The 18,251-nt window shown below is 42.1% G+C and carries 10 protein-coding genes; 8 read left to right on the top strand and 2 right to left on the bottom strand.

The genetic code is table 11. The features are described 5' to 3' along the window. Window positions 1-195: 195 nt before the first annotated feature. The 3 genes from glmS (at window position 196) to NSS94_RS21595 (ending at window position 6,299) form a co-directional block, all read left to right on the top strand. Entirely contained in the window at window positions 196-2,028 is a 1,833-nt protein-coding gene (gene glmS / locus NSS94_RS21605; protein WP_029516807.1) for a glutamine--fructose-6-phosphate transaminase (isomerizing), read from the top strand. A 430-nt stretch (window positions 2,029-2,458) separates the two neighbouring features. Next, complete coding sequence (locus NSS94_RS21600) at window positions 2,459-2,806, top strand: helix-turn-helix domain-containing protein (RefSeq protein WP_341040123.1); 348 nt, start codon at window positions 2,459-2,461, stop codon at window positions 2,804-2,806. A gap of 370 nt (window positions 2,807-3,176) precedes the next feature. Beyond that, window positions 3,177-6,299, top strand: coding sequence for a hypothetical protein (locus tag NSS94_RS21595; protein WP_341040122.1), 3,123 nt, complete (start codon window positions 3,177-3,179; stop codon window positions 6,297-6,299). Between the two features lie 183 nt (window positions 6,300-6,482). Here the strand turns inward: NSS94_RS21595 and NSS94_RS21590 are convergent, their stop codons facing one another. Both NSS94_RS21590 and NSS94_RS21585 read right to left on the bottom strand, forming a co-directional pair. Further along, on the bottom strand, window positions 6,483-7,955 hold the full coding sequence (locus tag NSS94_RS21590; RefSeq protein ID WP_341040121.1) for an ATP-dependent helicase: 1,473 nt from the start codon (window positions 7,953-7,955) through the stop codon (window positions 6,483-6,485). A 26-nt stretch (window positions 7,956-7,981) separates the two neighbouring features. Beyond that, on the bottom strand, window positions 7,982-9,880 hold the full coding sequence (locus tag NSS94_RS21585) for an ATP-dependent helicase (protein ID WP_341040119.1): 1,899 nt from the start codon (window positions 9,878-9,880) through the stop codon (window positions 7,982-7,984). 112 nt (window positions 9,881-9,992) lie between these two features. On the opposite strand from NSS94_RS21585, the gene drmA reads away from it, so the two are divergent. The 5 genes from drmA (at window position 9,993) to NSS94_RS21560 (ending at window position 18,217) form a co-directional block, all read left to right on the top strand. Then, entirely contained in the window at window positions 9,993-13,310 is a 3,318-nt protein-coding gene (gene drmA / locus NSS94_RS21580) for a DISARM system helicase DrmA (RefSeq protein ID WP_341040117.1), read from the top strand. Window positions 13,311-13,314: 4 nt separating this feature from the next. Next, the gene (locus NSS94_RS21575; RefSeq protein ID WP_341040116.1) at window positions 13,315-15,072 is read left to right on the top strand and encodes a DUF1998 domain-containing protein; all 1,758 of its coding nucleotides are present in this window, start codon (window positions 13,315-13,317) and stop codon (window positions 15,070-15,072) included. An 8-nt stretch (window positions 15,073-15,080) separates the two neighbouring features. Then, window positions 15,081-15,854, top strand: a complete 774-nt coding sequence (locus NSS94_RS21570) for a phospholipase D-like domain-containing protein (protein ID WP_341040114.1) — start codon at window positions 15,081-15,083, stop codon at window positions 15,852-15,854. Between the two features lie 209 nt (window positions 15,855-16,063). After that, window positions 16,064-16,483: a very short patch repair endonuclease gene (locus NSS94_RS21565; RefSeq protein WP_064797316.1), complete on the top strand. Its 420-nt coding sequence runs from the start codon at window positions 16,064-16,066 to the stop codon at window positions 16,481-16,483. A 6-nt stretch (window positions 16,484-16,489) separates the two neighbouring features. Continuing rightward, entirely contained in the window at window positions 16,490-18,217 is a 1,728-nt protein-coding gene (locus NSS94_RS21560) for an AIPR family protein (protein WP_341040111.1), read from the top strand. Window positions 18,218-18,251: the final 34 nt, after the last annotated feature.

The following is an 18,251-nucleotide window of genomic DNA, read 5'->3' as shown; positions in this document are numbered from 1 at the left end:
ATTTCATGAATGTGCGGCCATCATCATTGGCGTGCGCGGTTTGGGAATTTCGTTACATTCGTGAAGAGATGCCTGTAAATTCTATAGTTATCATTGACAACTTCATAGATGAATGAACTTTATTCCACAATCTACCGCACACGTTAGTCCTGTGATGAGTCGTCTTGTGAAATGATGATCGGGAGGATAACGAATATGTGTGGCATTGTAGGATATATTGGTAATCAGAATACGCAAGAGGTATTGATTGACGGATTGAAGAAGCTGGAGTATCGCGGTTATGACTCTGCGGGTATTGCCGTGTTTACAGATTCAGGATTGCAAGTAGCCAAGGCTAAAGGTCGTCTGGCGAATCTGGAAGCTAAACTGGATGGTACGCCGTTGGTAGGCCATGCAGGTATCGGGCATACACGTTGGGCAACGCACGGTAAGCCTTCTGATGAAAACTCCCATCCACATTTGGATGAGAGTCAAAAGTTCTCTGTAGTTCACAACGGAATTATTGAGAATTATCTGGAGCTGAAGGAGCAGCTGATCAGCGAAGGTCATACCTTTATTTCCGAAACGGACACCGAAGTTATTTCCCATCTGGTTGCGCGTGAATATAAAGGGGATATCGTTAAAGCAGTACAAAAAGCAATTACCTTTATGCGCGGTGCTTTTGCACTGGGTGTGCTGACAGAGCATGAGCCTAATAAGCTGGTTGCTGTTCGTCAGGCTAGCCCGCTGGTTATTGGTGTGGGAGAAGGCGAGAACTTTATCGGTTCCGACATTCCGGCTATTCTGAAGTATACACGCAATGTGTTTATTTTGAACGATGGTGAAATGGCTGTTTTGACCAGTGATGCTGTCGAATTAATGACAATCGAAGGCCAATTTATTTCTCGGGAAATGATTCATGTCGAATGGGATGCTGTAACAGCAGAAAAAGGCGGCTATGAGCATTTCATGCTGAAAGAAATTCACGAGCAGCCTAAGGCTTATCGTGACACAATGTTGGGCCGTATCGATAAAGATACTAAAAAAGTTGTTCTTCCTGAGCTGAAGCTGACAGAAGAACAAATTAAAAATATCCGCAACATTCAAATTGTTGCGTGTGGTACAGCTTACAATGCTGGTTTGATTGGTCGTACCGTTATTGAAAGTCTGGCTCGTATACCGGTAGAAAATGATGTGGCTTCCGAATACCGTTATCGTTCACCTATCGTAACACCAGAAACATTGGTGATCGTGGTGAGCCAATCCGGTGAAACTGCTGACACGTTGGCAGCACTGCGTGAAGCACAAGCAAACGGCGCTCATGTACTGGCGATTACAAACGTAGTCGGTAGCTCCATCGCTCGTGATGCAGATGATGTGTTGGTTACACTGGCAGGACCGGAAATTGCCGTAGCCTCCACTAAAGCCTATTCTTCGCAGTTGATTGCGTTCTATCTGTTTGGTTTGTATCTCGCTCAAGTGCGTGGCACACAAACGGATGAGCAAGTAGCCCATGTGCTGGCTGCTATGGAATCTCTGCCAGAGCAAGTGGAAGAGATGCTGGGTAAAGCAGATGCGATCAAATCCTATGCTGAGCAAATTGCAAGCCACAAGCACCTGTTCTTTATTGGTCGCGGTCAGGACTATGCTGTAGTACAGGAAGGCTCCCTGAAGCTCAAGGAAATCTCCTACATTCATTCCGAGGCATATGCTGCTGGTGAGCTGAAGCATGGTACACTGGCATTGATCGAAGAGGGAATTCCAGTTATCGCTTTGGTAACACAGGAATCCGTGTTGGAGAAAACCGTGAGCAACATTAAGGAAGTCAAGGCTCGTGGTGCAGATGTTCTTGCGATTACGTACGAAGAGCACGCAGTTGAGTTGTTGAAGTCCGTGGATCAGGTATTTGCCATTCCGAAAACACTTCCAATTCTGTCTGCTGCAATTTCGGTTGTATCTCTCCAACTGTTGGCTTACTACGCTTCTCTTGCGCTGGGTCATGATGTTGATAAACCACGTAACCTGGCGAAAAGCGTTACCGTAGAATAAGCTTTAGTAAAATTCTAAATTAATGTTGTGTACAGACAATAAAGTCATGTACTAGACATTAAAGTTGTGTACTATTAATGACAGATAACAAGAATATTTCTTCTTAGTAAGTATTTAATAAAAAGCCCGATGAGCACGTATCTGTCTTCGGACAATAAAGTTGTGTACAAAACAATAAAGTTGTGTACAAATCGAGAAATAGACAATAAAGTTGTGTTCTAATTTATAGCAACTTGTGATCGATTATTATTAATTATGACTCTAGAAAACGATCTTTATTTGTCGATAAGTGTATTTAATGACAACATATTCTTTTGAAACTAATAATTATAAAATCCGTCTATAAAAAAGCTTGATATCCAAACTTAAACAGTCCCGATGAAAACTCTTAATCGGGACTGTTTGTATTTTATTGATTGTGGGTGGATTAATGAAAACTTTGGGAGAAAAGATAAAAATTATACGAAAAATGAATAAGCTTAATCAGACTGAATTTTCATCAATTATTGGCGTTTCTCAAGGTACATTAAGTGAATTGGAAAAAGATAAATACAGGCCATCCGTTGAAACTATAATTGCTTTAAAACTAAATTTTAATATTGATTTAGAATGGCTGCTACTTGAGGGGCCAGTGAATTCTAACATAGGATTATTTCATATCCAAATAGATGAGTTTGAACTAAGACTAGTTTCAAATTTACGAAAGCTAAACCTAGAAGATAAACAAGAAATTGGAGAAATAATAAATTTGAAATTAAAGCGATATTATAAGAACTGATTGTCCAAGGGAAATAAATTGCTAGAGTGAAATTAAGAATTAGATCGTAAATACGAAGTTTAGACTAACAGCACATTTAAGCTAACAGGCAGATTGCTTCAATAATAGAATAAAACGCTCCCCTTTTAATGTAAAACCTAGCCACACAGCCTCTGCTGTGTGGCATTTTTTATCAGTGAACTTATAAGGGCCAGTTAGCCTAAAATTTGCAAAGCTGTTTTGGAAGAGGAGAGTCCCATGTGGTTTATTCCAAATGAATTTGTCTCTGGACAGCTTTCGCAGGGGCATTGTCTCTTCTCCCTTTTAAACATGATTTATGCGCTAGGTCATATACTGGGAATGTATTTTCTTTTGAAAGGGGTTGAAATTATTGCCCGAAACTGATCCAAACCGTCAAATCTTCAAAGATGAATCGGGAAAAGTAGTATCTTGGAACGAGGTGGCAGGCGGTAAGCTTATCGATTATGAAGCCCATACCTCCTTAAGGCGTGGAGTAGATATTGATGCAAGTGCACTTGAGGGTATCAAAACTTCGTTTAACCAGATGAAGAACGTTCCAGTTTTTGCCGAAATTGGAGCGAAGGCTGAATTACGTGTTCAGGCTCAGAGCCCCCTTGATTTGTTTGAGGAAGCAGGGCTTGCAATTAGACTACAGGCCATTGCCCAACTGGCGGCAGGGATTGGTTTAAGACCGACGATGACCATAGGAGAGCTTAAGAATGCTGTGCTCGGATTACCAGATATGCAGGGGGCACCTGCTGAGTTGTTTGAGCTGCTGCTGAAAGAAGTCGATATCAGTGGGGTCGTGTATGCACAAGCTGCAATCGCAATTATGGCCTATGCGAACTTAGTTGCTACTGGATCTTTTTTGGCGGCAGGAGAAAGAGCTCAATCAGGCTTTCAATTGTTATTCGAAACTGGTTACGGGTTTAAGGTGGGAGCTGGCTATAGGGGGTATGTGGAGGTCAATTTCAAAAGCCCGCGGAGACTTGTGACCCGATTTTCGGGCGCTGCTGTTTTGAAGATCATTTCTACAGCGGCACAAGGTGGCTTATCAGCGGATCAGATGTCTCAATTCCTTTCCCTGCAAGCCCCGCTTATTTCGGCCGCGAGGTTGGCTTATGAGATCGGTGAACTGCCAAGAGAGCAGGCGGGTGCACGCAGCATAACCATTATCCTGCAGGAAGGGCAACGTTGGTTTATCGAAAGGCTTTCCGTTGTACAAGACGAAACCATCCGTTGGGCCGCCCTACAGGTATTGAATACGTTGAATACTCAGATGATGGAAAATCTTACAGAACCATTTAAGTTCAGCGGTTCCTTAAGCGCTCAAGTGCCGGATAGAATATCGAAAACCATTAACTCCCAACTGGGTCGTAGTCCAGACGCAGAACTCTCCATCGAAAACCTGACCGTATATCTGCTGCACATTCCACTGCACCGCCTGTTAGGGCAATCGAAGGAAGCTCAACTTGTCGCCGGAATATACAGTTCCGCCTTCCCAGGGGGGATGGAAGAAAGCATAAGGGCAATGTTTGCCTATACCGGAGGGGACACTTCGGCTGAAACGGAGCTTCTGCAGAAGCTGACCGCTGGACTTCAGGCATTCGTCCCCCGGGTGATCGGTACCCCGAGTTTTAACAGTGCCATGGATCGGGCCTTTGCGGGCAACCGGGAATTGGGCATCCTGCTACGGGGCGGATTAATTCCGGCGCTGGAGTTGGCGGCTGAGGTGACTCTGCCTTACGTTATGGGTCAAGGTAATTATGACAGGAAGCTGATTCGGGAAGCTGTATCCTCAGTATTACTAACGTTGATCGGACGCAACGTCATTAGGATATTTAACGGTATCGTAATGAAAATACAGAAAGATATTGGACAGTTACTCCGCGCCGCAGGCGACCAGCTCACGAGCCCTGCCGTTATGAACATTCTTCAAGTAACAGGAATGTCTTATATGAGGAAGCCCTTACAGGCAGGGTTTCGGGAAGCTGCGGGTCTGTTTAGCGATTTTGTTTCGCAAAAATTTTTTGACAATGCTCTTAAGGTGTTTACCCCCATTGAAGGGCGCTCTATTTCCTTTTATATAGAGAATCTTAGGGACCCAACGTGGGTTCCACGAGCTGACAGCGTCAAGGCTGTTGCTCTGGGAATGCTGGAAGTTCTGGCTAAAAAGATGAACGAGTTCATCACCAAAGTGATCGCAAGCGTATTGCAAGCCTTTCTGGAAATGCTTATTGCTCAGTTGGAGAAATTCATTGATGATTTTTTCAAGGAACAAGTCAACCGCTTCAGGGATACCCTTATGGAATTGGTCCGAAATAATATTACGAGTCCGCTGGCAAGAATCATCAGGGAGGAGCTGGCAAATCCAGTAATCGGTAGATTGCCTGCTGAAGTCCGAAAGCCGGTGGAAGAAGCTATAGACCGCGTTATCAGAGATGTGATCGGCGGACAATTATTGACGCCCATAACCAAGGTTTTGGGACAGGTGGAATTCGATCCAGAGAAAATCTTGGAGATTATGAGCGTACAAAATAATTTATCCGGATTTGCGGAGTATATATTCGACGAGATTGAACGGCAGCTCAATCGAATTGGATTCAATCTTCCTTTCAATCTGGATGTACCGATTACCCTTCCCGATATATCAGGTATTCCGGGTCTACCTAGTGGTTTGGGTATCCCAGGTCTGCCTGGCGCTTTTGGTGTGACGGGAGGCGGGGGTTCGACTGGTTATGGCGGCCTTGGCTCTATTGGGTCCATAGGTCCCTTCAATCCTTTAGATCCACTTGGGGGGGGGACCGATGTGCTAACAGGTGGCAGCGGCAATCCCGTTGATGTGCTCAATAAATTACTGAACGACGTGGGTCTCGGAAACTTGATCCCCGGTCCGGATGGCAATCTCCTTATCCCTCTAGGCCCCTTTACTTTAACACCCGGCCATATCGTTCGTGCCATCAGGGGAGCCATCCCGATGAGGCTTCTACAAGTTCTCTATTCCAACCTGTTGCAATATGCAGGACCCGGCATCCAGCAACTCAAGCGGATTACAGAGTTTAAGGCAGCAATACCTCGGATTCTGGCCCAATTCCAGGCCAGACGGAGTTTTGCACCCTCAATCCGAACATCAACCTACGACTCTCTGATCATGCTTCGTTCCGTAAAGGGGAACAACAGTCTCCATGCCCTGCAAGTTATTCTCCATTACTCGGGGCTTCAGAGGGGCTTCCCAGGAGCAGTCCATGGTTTTCCGGCTGTGTCTGTCTATCTGAATAATCGGATTCTACCACTTCGTTCCTTCCATTACTCTTGGAACTCAGATGGGGGGATACCAGGACGTCAGCCGGGTTTGTTGTTATGGCGCATGTTGACCGTTCAGGATTTTAAGTATGGTGAAAATGTACTGTACACAGTTGCAACGGATGCTTACGGCAGAAGAACGGAATCAGGAACCAGGTTCACGTTGGCGTTTACTGATACGGGAGTCTAGATAAAGAAGGGCAGGGCTGCCATGGCAGTTTTACGGGTGCAAGGGTAGCCCTGGTACAAGTGATTGGGTTATTGAATAGAATTACAGTGAGCAACATATTCAACTAACGGTATATAATAGCTCCAAAACAGCTTAGTCTAAGACTTTTCTTAATATATATAATGAGTAAAAATTATTTATCTTCTAAATGATTTCTCGCAATTTTAACACTATCTTATAAAGATTGGAATCCATCTCCCTAACGAACTGGGAAATTGGAGTAACAGCAATAAGAGAAAGCGTCAATCGAGCACGAGTCATGGCCACATACAGCTTGCGACGTTCGGTCGCTACATGAGCATCAGGATCATCACCTGGATCTGATAGTTTGATAGGAAGTCTGCCTTCCTGAAGACCGGTTACGATGACATGATCGAATTCCAAGCCTTTGGATGAATGAAACGAAACAAGTTTAACTCCCTGAGTTAGAAAATCGGCCTCATCCGACTTTATTTTTATTGCAGCAATGTTTACTTCGGCTAAGGTAAGTGCAATATCATCCAATCGGTCATTTGAATGTGCAATCACTCCAATTGTATCCGTAGGGAATTCTGTAATAAGTTCTTTAATTTTTTTTATAAGCTGCTTTTTTTCTTCGGCAGTTGAGCTAACCATGCTTAACTCTGGAACTGGCCCCTTAATATCCGGATCTGTGGATGGTAGAAATTCTGAATCGTTTAACAGTGTCTTATCGTGAGCCTGCAAACTTTTTGCAAGTTGAATAATTTGTTTGGTGGAGCGGAAGCTTTTATTAAGTATTTTACTTCGTGTTCCTTTTATATCAATATCCACGCTTTTCCAAGTAAAAGATCTTCTATATATTTGTTGTCCCTTGTCGGCTGCAATTGTAAGACTCTTAACAGCAAGCAATTTGATGACCTTTAATTGTGCAGGAGACAGGTCTTGTGCTTCATCGATGAGTACATGTAACGGTCTCCGGTCCACAGGGATTTCGCGTTCATGTATCAGTAACAGAAGGGCAATGTCATCAAAATCATGTGCATTTTTGCTTGTTAGTATGGACTGGTATTTCTCATAAACATCAAAAATGGATTCACGATGCAATTTAGTAACCTGAATTTGATTTCCCCGTCCTGTACGAGCACAACTTAAATATTTCTCTCTCTCATTCATGTTGTTGTTCTTAATCCAAGATACTTCCTCCTTAAGAAACTTTATTAATTGGTATTCGGTCACCTTTGGTGTTTTTGCTTTAATGTTTGGAAAGGTGGGGTCTCCGTATTTTGCGATTGTCCTTTTTGCGTAAGCAATCATTTCCACTTGTTCTTTTCCAGCAATATTTCTGGTGTTCAAGGCCCCAATCTCTTTTAGAATCTGCGATCCCCAAGTATGAAAGGTTAATGCTTCAACAGGTGTTTGTGTGGTTGCCTTTTTAGCGAGTTGTCTTAAATAGGTAGACAAAGCCCGATTAAAAGTCAAAAATAAAACATTTCGATCTCCTTCATTAGACTCTATCTTGTTCAGATAGTTCGCTCTTTCAAGAAGAATTGTCGTTTTTCCGGCACCCGGAATACCCCTTATCAACAATTCTCCTTTTGGAGTAAACTGCACGCACTTTTCTTGTTCTTCTGTCAATTTAATTAGTTTTAGTGCCATATTTTATTCTCCTTGCCAGCTTGATTTTAGAAATCATCCCCAAAAAAATTTAGCACCTCGGTTTTATACTTCTGTTCCGCTTTTTCCTGGAGCTTTTTCGCATTATTAATAAGCCCTATGTCGCCCAATTCGAGTATCTTGTCGTCATCTGTGGAAGTCGGTGTAAAACCGTTAAACTCATAGTGTTCTATCAACTCCGTACCTTCCCCCATACACTCATCAAAAAAACTATCAAAGTGTATTCCTGGGTGCCCAATTACATAAAGCTTTTCCTTGGCACGGGTTAAACCTACGTAAAGCAATCTTCTTTCCTCGTCTATATCTGGAGAACTTCCATTTGGAAATGTTCTGTCACCGAGGTACAAAAGAAAGACAACTTTAAACTCTTCTCCTTTGGCTGAATGAATTGTCCGAATCTGTATATTTGCATCCAGTATACTCGGTTCGGGCTCGTTCCCTGATTCAATGGTATTATATATCTCTTCCGATATTTCAAAGCAGAATTCAAGTCCCATTTTCTGAAATTCCGTAATTTCATCTCTGATATCTTCAGATAGAATGCCTTCTGGAATATCGGTAAGTAAGCGATGTGTATCTGCCTTAATAAACTCGACAATGGTCATTCCATAGTAGTCGGGGCTCATACAGATTTGAGAAATATAATTGCGTATTTCACGTTTGTGATCAACATCGGAATCCCTTATCACGTTTGCAGACAAATTATGAGCATTTAACGCTTCCATCACAATGGTTCCTTGGGGAGAATGCTCTGTGTTCTTTCTGACCAACACACAAATCTCCTGTGGCATAATTCCACTATTTTTCAAGATAGTCGAGATTTCAGATGCAACATAATCACCTGCAAGCTGAAGAGATGGTGCGTGGATCAACTTTACCGCTTCATTAACAAGTTTCAATTCCGGTATCAGTTTGTTGGGTATTTTACTCAGCAAATTTATTCGGTTTGCAACCTTTATGATATTCTCGGTTGATCGATAGTTTCTTATAAGAGAAGTGGTTGGTAGAGTTTTTTGGGCAACAGATCTCGCTCGATCTTCAAAGTTTAGAATATTTGATATGCTTGAACCATTAAACGTATAAATGGTTTGTCCAGCATCGCCTACAACATTAAGGCAAATATCATCCCGGGAAATAGAAAACAATAATGATTCTTGTGCGCGCGATGTATCCTGATACTCATCCACCAAAATATATTTCAGTCCGTTTCTCAACCGTTTTAATGTTTGTCCATCTGAATTTCCGAGTACACGAATGGCTTCGGTAATCAAACCACAATAATCTATGCAGTTGTTAACTTGAAGCAGGTTATTATATCTCGCCCATAGCTTCTTTAGATCATCGGTCTTGATATTAAAATTTCTACTACCGTCAGTCCAGCATATGTGCTGATTGGAAGGTAGTTCATTAGGTCTTGTAAGGCAATCCATGTCATTTGAACCTTGTCGAAGTTCATCCAATATCTTGAGGTAACAATCAATAGGGACTTTTTTGGCGCTCTCCGGTTTATCGAAAAGATAATCAAAATTATTATTCAATATCTCATTGCCTTCTATCAGCCTGAAATTTGGACGAAGCCAAGTTTCATTACATTCAATTGCCAATCTTAGTATACGATATGACAATCCATGAAATGTATATACGGGTACGGTGCTACCCATACCAATTTCCATACAAAATTCTTCAAGCTTTTGCAATAATCGACTTCGTGCGGTTCTAGAGAAAGATAAGGCTATAATTGAATCAGCCGGTATGTTCATTTCAAGTTGCAAATATAATATGCGTGCTGCTAAAGTACTGGTCTTACCCGTTCCAGCAGCTGCATTAATTGCCAAGCTTCCCAAAGGGGCCTTTATTACTTCCTGTTGTTCTTTGTTGAATCGGGATATTAAAGTATCAAGAGTCAAATGCTACATCCCCCAATAATATAATTTCAGATATATAGTTCGACATAAAAGGACTTTATTCCTACTTTTAATGAAATATTAAAGTATAATAATTCCATAGGGAGTGATATTTATGGGAGAACAGGAAAAGGTTAATATTCGTAATGACTTAATAGATCGATTGGCATTGGAGTTGGTAGGACCAAATTATGAAGATGAGGAGATCGGGGAATCTCCTTCCCAGAGATATTTGACCGGTATACTATGGCCGAATGGTACCTTAATGGAAAAGGAAGACGATGAAAAGACAGAGACGGATGACAATGAAGATGGCCATGGCACACCCGAAGCTATTGCACCTTTAATGCAGGCCATGAAGCCTTCTTCAATTGGCTTGTCTTTTGTTGTTGAAGCCGGTCAGGAGAAGATTCGCGTGTTCTATGAATGGGGCGAGTACTTTAAGCTGGGTGAGAAGAAAAAGTCACCTTGGAAAAGAACTCCCATTAAGGACAAAAAAACAATTGATTTAATGCCGGCTGATGGTTTGAGGCGCATAATTGCACTGAAATCAGACGCTATGGGAGAGGTTAATCTTGAATGGCTTGCCCGTCCTCTAAAAGATGGATCAGGAAGATTGGCGGTCAGCTTATTTTTGGTCAATCGCAGAGAGAAACCGGACACTCTCAAGGATGCATTTTGTCTTTATCAGCCTCTGTTAAAAGTAAAGGGATATGGATGCGAATACCCGTTCTCGGTAAGGAAATTAAACATGGACCGGGGTTATCAGGCTCCCGACGTGGCGGCAGACAATTTGTTGTATAGAAAACAGCGTGTTTTCGCGGTAGGGCATGGTGTTGCCGTTGACTGGAATGATTTCTCGAATGATGAAGAACTCGTTGGCAGTCTATTTACCAAAATCATACCCGTATATGAAATTCCGCGTGTTATCCCCCCTGACTGGCTGGGGAAAGGATCGCTTGATATGAAGGAAATATCGAAAGCAAGGAATGGCGATGAAATCTATAATTGTCTTAACCCGATGCTCGATGAATACGAAGGATGGATTGAGGAACAAGGCGATATCCTGGAGACGATAAAAATTGACCTCGATGAGGAGCAATATAACACGGGGGAGGAACATTTGCGATTGTGCAAGGAGTCCCTGAAGCGCATGAGAAAGGGACTTGGCTTAATAAGGGATGAAGGGAGGGACAGAGAGGTATTCAGAGCATTTTGCTTTGCCAATAGGGTCATGTCAAAACAACGAATACAGAGTATTTGGGCACGAAAAGCAAGCAAAACCAAAAATTGGTCCGAGGAACCAAAGGGAATACGTACTCAATGGAGGCCGTTCCAGATCGCATTTATTTTGCAGTCCCTTACGGGCATCGTTGAACCCTACCATGATGACAGAAAAGTCGCTGATTTGCTGTGGTTTCCGACAGGTGGTGGTAAAACGGAGGCATATCTCGGATTGTCGGCATTTGTAATGGCCCTGAGAAGACTTCGAAAAGAGCAAAATGGAAAGCGTGGAGATGCTGGTGTAACCATCCTAATGCGCTACACCCTGAGGCTATTGACCATCCAGCAATTCCAAAGAGCAGCAACCTTAATCTGTGCATGCGAAATGGAACGAATACAGGACAAGGATTCTTGGGGGGAAGAGCCCTTCAGAATTGGATTATGGGTGGGTAGCAAAAACACCCCGAATGACTTCGATGAAAGTGTAAAGCTAATGGAAAATAAACAACCAAGCCCTGGAGCACCTACTCCCGTTCAGTTGGTTTCATGTCCGTGGTGTGGTTCGGAACTGCACAGTCGTAGTAACTATTTTCTTGATAAGAAAAATAGGAGAATTTTAATCGGATGTTCAAGACGTGAATGCGAGTTTCACCGTTTGAAAAATCCAGAAGGGATTCCGGCTGTGGTTACTGACGAGGAAATATATAGATTGTTACCAACGCTTTTAATTGGAACTGTTGATAAATTTGCCCGACTGCCATGGGTTGGAGAAACCCAGTCACTATTTGGAAAAGTTAAAGGTCAAATTCAGCCTTGGGGATTTGTTTCTGAAGGGGCTGCTCCAAACACTCAAGGATGGATAAAAGATGTTTTGAAAACAAGTACAATAACAGGTGATTCCATGGATCAACGTGAGTTACTTCCCCCGGAACTAGTTATCCAGGATGAATTGCACTTAATTTCAGGGCCTTTGGGAACAATGGTGGGTCTGTATGAAACAGCTATAGATTATCTATGCAGTGGAATAAGGAACGGGGTGGAGGTAACACCGAAGGTTGTAGCATCGACAGCCACAATCCGACGTGCAAAAGAACAGATCCAGTCACTTTTCGCAAGAAGCCTTTCCATTTTTCCAAGTCCTGCTCTGGATTCGGGCAACTCCTACTTCGCAGTAGAGCAACCAACTAAAGAACTACCAGGGCGAAACTATGTGGGGATATTTGCTCCTGGTCGAAGCGTTAAAACAGCCTTGGTCCGGGTATATGCAGCTTTACTTTCGTCAACCGGGGCAATGAAACATTTGGATGAAGATCTTGATCCCTACCAAACACTTGTTGGTTATTTCAATAGTTTGAGAGAACTAGGCGGAGCTGTAAGATTAATTGAAGATGACGTAAGAAGCAGAATGAGTGTACTGTCATCTTCCAATCGCGGACAGAAATATCAATTTGTCGATCGTAAACTTAAGGAGAATGTACCCGAACTTACAAGCCGGGTGGATTCATCACAGATTCCGGCATTGCTTCAAAGGCTGGAGCAGCCCTTCCATGTGGACTCTCCAAATCATGTTAATCCTGTTGACGTTGTATTTGCCAGCAACATGATATCCGTAGGGGTTGATGTTAGTCGTTTGGGCCTGATGGTAGTGACGGGACAACCTAAAACAACTGCAGAATATATCCAGGCTACAAGCCGTGTGGGGCGCGAACATCCAGGCTTGGTCATTACGGTTTATAACTGGGCGAGGCCAAGGGATGTATCACATTACGAGCGTTTTGGCTCATATCATGCTGCATTATACCGATATGTGGAAGCAATTAGCGTTACCCCTTTTTCATCCCGGGCACGTGATAGAGCCCTTTCAGCAGTCCTTGTTTCAATGACAAGATTGTCCGAATATAAACTGTCCAAAAGAGAAACTGCCAAGAAATTCAGGTCCAATGCAGCGTATATTGAAAGCATTATGGAATTTATGAGGAAGCGGCTTGAGAATATGGGATTACAACGTGAAGATGAAGTGGAAGAGCATTTAAAGTCCTTGATGGACAAGTGGGAATCCAAAACTTTCGGAACAAGTCTGACATATACCGGAGGTAAGGAGAAATTGTTATATCCATTAGGGGAAAAGGCCCCTGCTTCAACATTTTCAATTCCAAATTCCATGAGAGACGTGGAGTCATCAGTTGGAATATATTTATTAAAGGAGTAGACTCATGAACGGGAAAATAGGAGAAGTTAGAAACAGCCAGCTTGTATCTACTTTTGGCCCTGGGGCTATCATGGATTTGCCGGACTTTTCAATCATAATTGCCGGAGTGGATGACTGGAATCTGAAACAATGTGTTCCAATAAATGAACCGAGGTTAACACGGAAACTGGGTATTCAAAAGATTTACACACCTCCCATGGTGGAGAGTAAGAATGAAACACGGCAGGGATCGCTTCCAGCCTATCGTTTCCCTCGATTCCTTGTGTGCCCAAAATGCAGAAAACTGTCACTCGCCAAAAACTTTTTCAAGAAAGAAAATGAAAATGTAAGTTATTGTAAATGTGATGAGGAAAACGGCTTAACAAAAGTTTTTCCTGCACGTTTTATTGTGGCCTGCTCTGCCGGACATATTGATGATTTTCCATGGGATTTCTATGTACACAAGGAGGACAAATCAGAAAAGTGTAAGGATTTGTTATACCTGAATGACAAGGGTGCTACAGGTTCAATTTCCGACGTGGAGATTGAGTGCAGGGGATGTGGCCAAAAACGTTCACTTGATGAAGCTTTTATGGGTAAAGGTTTGGGAAAATGCCTGGGGCACAGGAACTGGCTGGGTCCTTGGGACACCCAACCTTGTGAGGAAGAACAGAGGGCTTTGCTCAGGGGTGCTTCCAATCTTTATTTTCCTGTAGTGGTGAGCGCACTTTCCATACCTCCCTATTCAAGTCCCATACACCAGGATGTTGCGGGTGTAATGGATCGTCTAACCAAAGTGGAAAGCAAGGAAAATCTCCAGATGCTTATTGATATGGGGGTTTTTGCAGAGTTTGAGGATAAAAATGTCGATGATGTATGGAGTGCCATACAAAACCAGCGCTCACTCGGAGAAGGAGTGGATCAGGATTTGTATTACCCTGAATGGCAGGCTTTGTTGAAGGGAACATCCATGGATGCCAAGCATGATTTTGAGATAGAAGAACAGGGAGTGCCAGAACGGTACAAAGATAAATTATCCAATATTATCATGGTTAGAAGATTAACAGAGGTTAGAGTCCTGGATGGATTCAGCCGAATTGAAGCCCTCCCGGATAACATTGAAAAAGCAGATAGCGAAACGACAAAAGCTTCGTATAAGGCGTCATTGAGCAAAAAGGATTATCTTAACTGGAGACCCGGAATCATTACAAAAGGAGAAGGGATATTCATAACTTTAAACGAAGATGCATTGAAAATATGGGAAGAAAAATTTAATAGCAACCAGATACCAATGGCAGAGGCGTTCAGACAATATTGTGATGACAGAAACATGGAGTACCCCGGAGGTCCTGAACCCAGATATGTACTTCTCCATACCCTTTCGCACGCATTAATGAGGCAATTATGCATGGATTCTGGATACTCCGCAACTTCTTTGAGGGAAAGGATATATTCCAGAAATACCGATACAGAAAGAATGGCAGGAATTCTTATATATACAGCTACACCGGATTCGGAGGGCAGTCTGGGGGGATTGGTCGAACTGGGTAAGAAAGATAGGTTTGAGGAGATACTCTGGAGTGCTCTTCAGGAGGCTCGTTTTTGTTCTGGTGACCCATTATGTTCCGAACATAAACCGCATGCTATTGGTGACTTGAATGGTGCTGCATGTCATGCGTGTCAGCTTGCCGCAGAAACATCGTGTGAAAAGTCAAATCGTTTTCTGGATCGAGCGTTTCTGGTTCCTACCGTTTCGGAAACTGAACTGGCCTACTTTGAATAGGGGGAAAAATGCAGAGCGAATCCATTGCAAAATCTATTTCTTCCATTACATGTTCCTGCTCTTTAGCTGATCTTGAGAGAATAGTCCAGTACATCAGGAGTGGAGAAATCGATCAATATACCAGCTTGGCTGAATGGAAAAGAGCAACACTTCCTGCCAACGTTCCACTGCCATTAATTCAGGATTTAATATCTCAGTGGAGAAAGCAAGAATTACATCCGGATGTGATTATTTTAATTTTTCACTCGGCTATGCATACTAAAAGGAATATGGAAATGAGTATTCCAGAAGTGGAACTCGCATGGTCTGGTCCATTTACCAACCCCATGTCTTTAACTAGAAGCAATTATGCACTCATTAAAGAGATGATTGAACGTGCAAGAAGGGAAATCTTTTTAGTGGGCTATAGTTTTACAGCTAATGACAGGACACTTAGTATTTTGGATGCTCTTGCTGCTGCCATCCTCAGGGGATGCAGTGTAAGGATTGCATTACATGATAATGGCAGCAATATTAAAGAGTTTCTAGCAAACTGGAAGGAAAATATTCCAGAACCTACAATGCTGAAATGGATTGGAAATGCTGATGATCCCTTGGCGAGTCTTCATGCCAAGCTTTTAATAGTAGATAATATCGAGTTATATATTGGGTCCGCAAACATGACCTATCATGGCATGGGATCCAATATCGAATTAGGTTTGAGAATTGAGGGTGAACCTGCAAGAAAAGTCTCCAGGCATTTTTTTGCTCTTGAACAGGCGGGAGAATTAGTTAAATATTAGGGTAATGGTTTAATTTGAATATTTTTATAGATAAACCGAATTTCTGTCCTTATTTTGAGGATATAAGTTGCCAAATGTTAATGACGGTAATGGAGTTACAAGGAAATGAATGCGACAGATTGAAAGAAAGGCTTTAAATAATTAAGGAGTTTTTTCTTGCCGTTACCTTTGACGAATGAAAGCCTCTTTCATAGATTTGGGGGTGCAGAATGTCCGATGTTGTTTCCAAGGAAAAACGAAGCGAGATGATGGCTGGTATAAAATCGGTTTCTAAACTGGAGAACAGGGTGGCGTCGGAGCTTTGGAAAAAAGGATTGAGATTCCGAAGAAATGATAAATCATTACCCGGGAAGCCCGATATAAGTATAAAAAAATATAAACTGGTTATCTTTATTGATTCCTGTTTTTGGCATCAATGTCCCCTTCACTCCAATATCCCAAAGAATAACCGGGAATTTTGGAAGAAAAAGCTGTTGGGGAATGTAGAAAGAGATAAAAAGGTCACTGGACACTATGTAAGTTCCGAATGGAAAATACTACGAATCTGGGAGCATGATTTCAAAACAGAATTTGACAAGACCGTTTCTCTAATAGCGGATTTTATCATAAGAAACAGGAAAAGTGAGTGAACCAATTTGGAGAAGGATTTCAGGGATTATTCAGAAGACTTTAAAAATTATGTAGATGGGCTGGCAAAAGAACACGATAGGGAACAGCAGGGGGTCTTCACGGAAGTTGTTCTTGATTTTATCAGGGAATCCGGAGAAATTGGGGAATTTGAAGTGCTTAATTTCAGAAGAACCGGTATCCAGGTTAATGGTTTTTCCATTGTTGAGGACAATGATCTTTATGCCCTAACCTTGGTAATCTCTCTGCATACAAGGATTGCACCTCCTCTTGTACTGAGGAAAAATGATTGGGAACCTGCACTCAGAAGGGCCGTTTCTTTCTACAAAAAAAGTATTGGTGGGCTTTATAAAGCGTTGACCAAACAAAGTGAAGTCTTTGAATTAACCAAGTTTATATACGATCATCATGAACAAATTCATCAGTTGAAAATAGTTTTATTGACTGACGGTATGGCCAGAAATGTTAAACTGGATGAAACTAAAACAGGAATCGCTTCTGTGGAACTTCAAATCTGGGATATGGAGCGTCTTTATCGACTTTTAAGTTCAGGCAAAGGCAGGGAACCCGTTGAGTTCGATATATTAAGCAAGCTTGGGGCCGGGCTACCATGTTTGAAGATGCCTTTGTCCAATGAGATATACGAGGCATATTTGTTGTTTATTCCAGGTCAATTACTTGCCGATGTATATGAGGAATTTGGAGAACGTCTAATCGAACGAAATGTACGTTCGTTTCTTCAGATGAGAGGGACTAATAGGGGCATAAGAGACACCATCATAAATGAGCCGGAAATGTTTGTGGCATACAATAATGGGATCTCTGCAACGTCTGACAGAGTGGAATTTGAGGAACGAGAAGACGGGAGCCTTGTTCTATCGAAAATTCATGATTTTCAGATAGTGAATGGTGGGCAGACGACAGCCTCCATATATCACACACTTAAAAAGAAAAATGATGTTTCACGTATAAATGTACAAATGAAATTAACAGTAATAAAGGATTCGAAAAAATTGGACGAGATTGTACCCAGAATTTCGGCTTATGCCAATAGTCAAAATAAAATTCAAACGGATGATTTTTTCGCAAATGATCCATATCATAGAAAGATTGAACAGTTTTCCCGAACTATATGGGCTCCCGCTACTGAAGGAAAGCAAAGGCAAACCAGATGGTTCTATGAACGTGCCCGTGGTCAATACCTTGATTTGAAAGGGAGAGACAAATCACGTAACGCTCGAATACAGTTTGATCAAACTTACCCCAAATCTCAATTATTTACAAAAACTGATTTGGCCAAGTACATTAATTCATGGGATCAGATTCCTCATATTGTAAGTAGAGGATCGCAAAAAAACTTCCTCGAATTCACAAAAAAAATATCTGCCATGGACGTATCCAAGCTAGAACAGGATTATTTTAAGGATTTGATATCAAAGGCAATTCTATTTAATGGTGTATCTAAAAGAGTCCATTATAAATACCGAGCTAATATTGTGACCTATACTATAGCCTGGCTATCCTATAAGACGCAACAGCAGATTGATTTGGAATTGATCTGGCGCAAACAGGCAATTCCCGCGAGTTTGGAAGATGTGATTGACAGAGTGACGGATGCAGCATATCGACACATTGTTGACCCTCCCGGTGGAGAGAATATAACCGAATGGTGCAAAAAAGAAGAATGTTGGAACCAGTTCAGGGACATGGACGTGGAGATTATGCTCGGAATTTGAAATACTTATATGATTCCGTAATTTAACCTGGTAT

Origin of the sequence: Paenibacillus sp. FSL L8-0644 (assembly GCF_038008165.1) — a bacterium.
GTDB classification, from domain to species: domain Bacteria; phylum Bacillota; class Bacilli; order Paenibacillales; family Paenibacillaceae; genus Paenibacillus; species Paenibacillus polymyxa_D.
Note: the sequence above shows the minus strand (reverse complement) of the source record. Positions and strands in the feature narration are given on the sequence as shown.

Bases quoted from the DNA above. Each gene is read 5' to 3' on its own strand.
- glmS (WP_029516807.1), top strand. From the start codon at position 196: ATGTGTGGCATTGTAGGATATATTGGTAATCAGAATACGCAAGAGGTA.
- NSS94_RS21600 (WP_341040123.1), top strand. From the start codon at position 2,459: ATGAAAACTTTGGGAGAAAAGATAAAAATTATACGAAAAATGAATAAG.
- NSS94_RS21590 (WP_341040121.1), bottom strand. From the start codon at position 7,955: ATGGCACTAAAACTAATTAAATTGACAGAAGAACAAGAAAAGTGCGTG.
- drmA (WP_341040117.1), top strand. From the start codon at position 9,993: ATGGGAGAACAGGAAAAGGTTAATATTCGTAATGACTTAATAGATCGA.
- NSS94_RS21575 (WP_341040116.1), top strand. From the start codon at position 13,315: ATGAACGGGAAAATAGGAGAAGTTAGAAACAGCCAGCTTGTATCTACT.
- NSS94_RS21570 (WP_341040114.1), top strand. From the start codon at position 15,081: ATGCAGAGCGAATCCATTGCAAAATCTATTTCTTCCATTACATGTTCC.
- NSS94_RS21565 (WP_064797316.1), top strand. From the start codon at position 16,064: ATGTCCGATGTTGTTTCCAAGGAAAAACGAAGCGAGATGATGGCTGGT.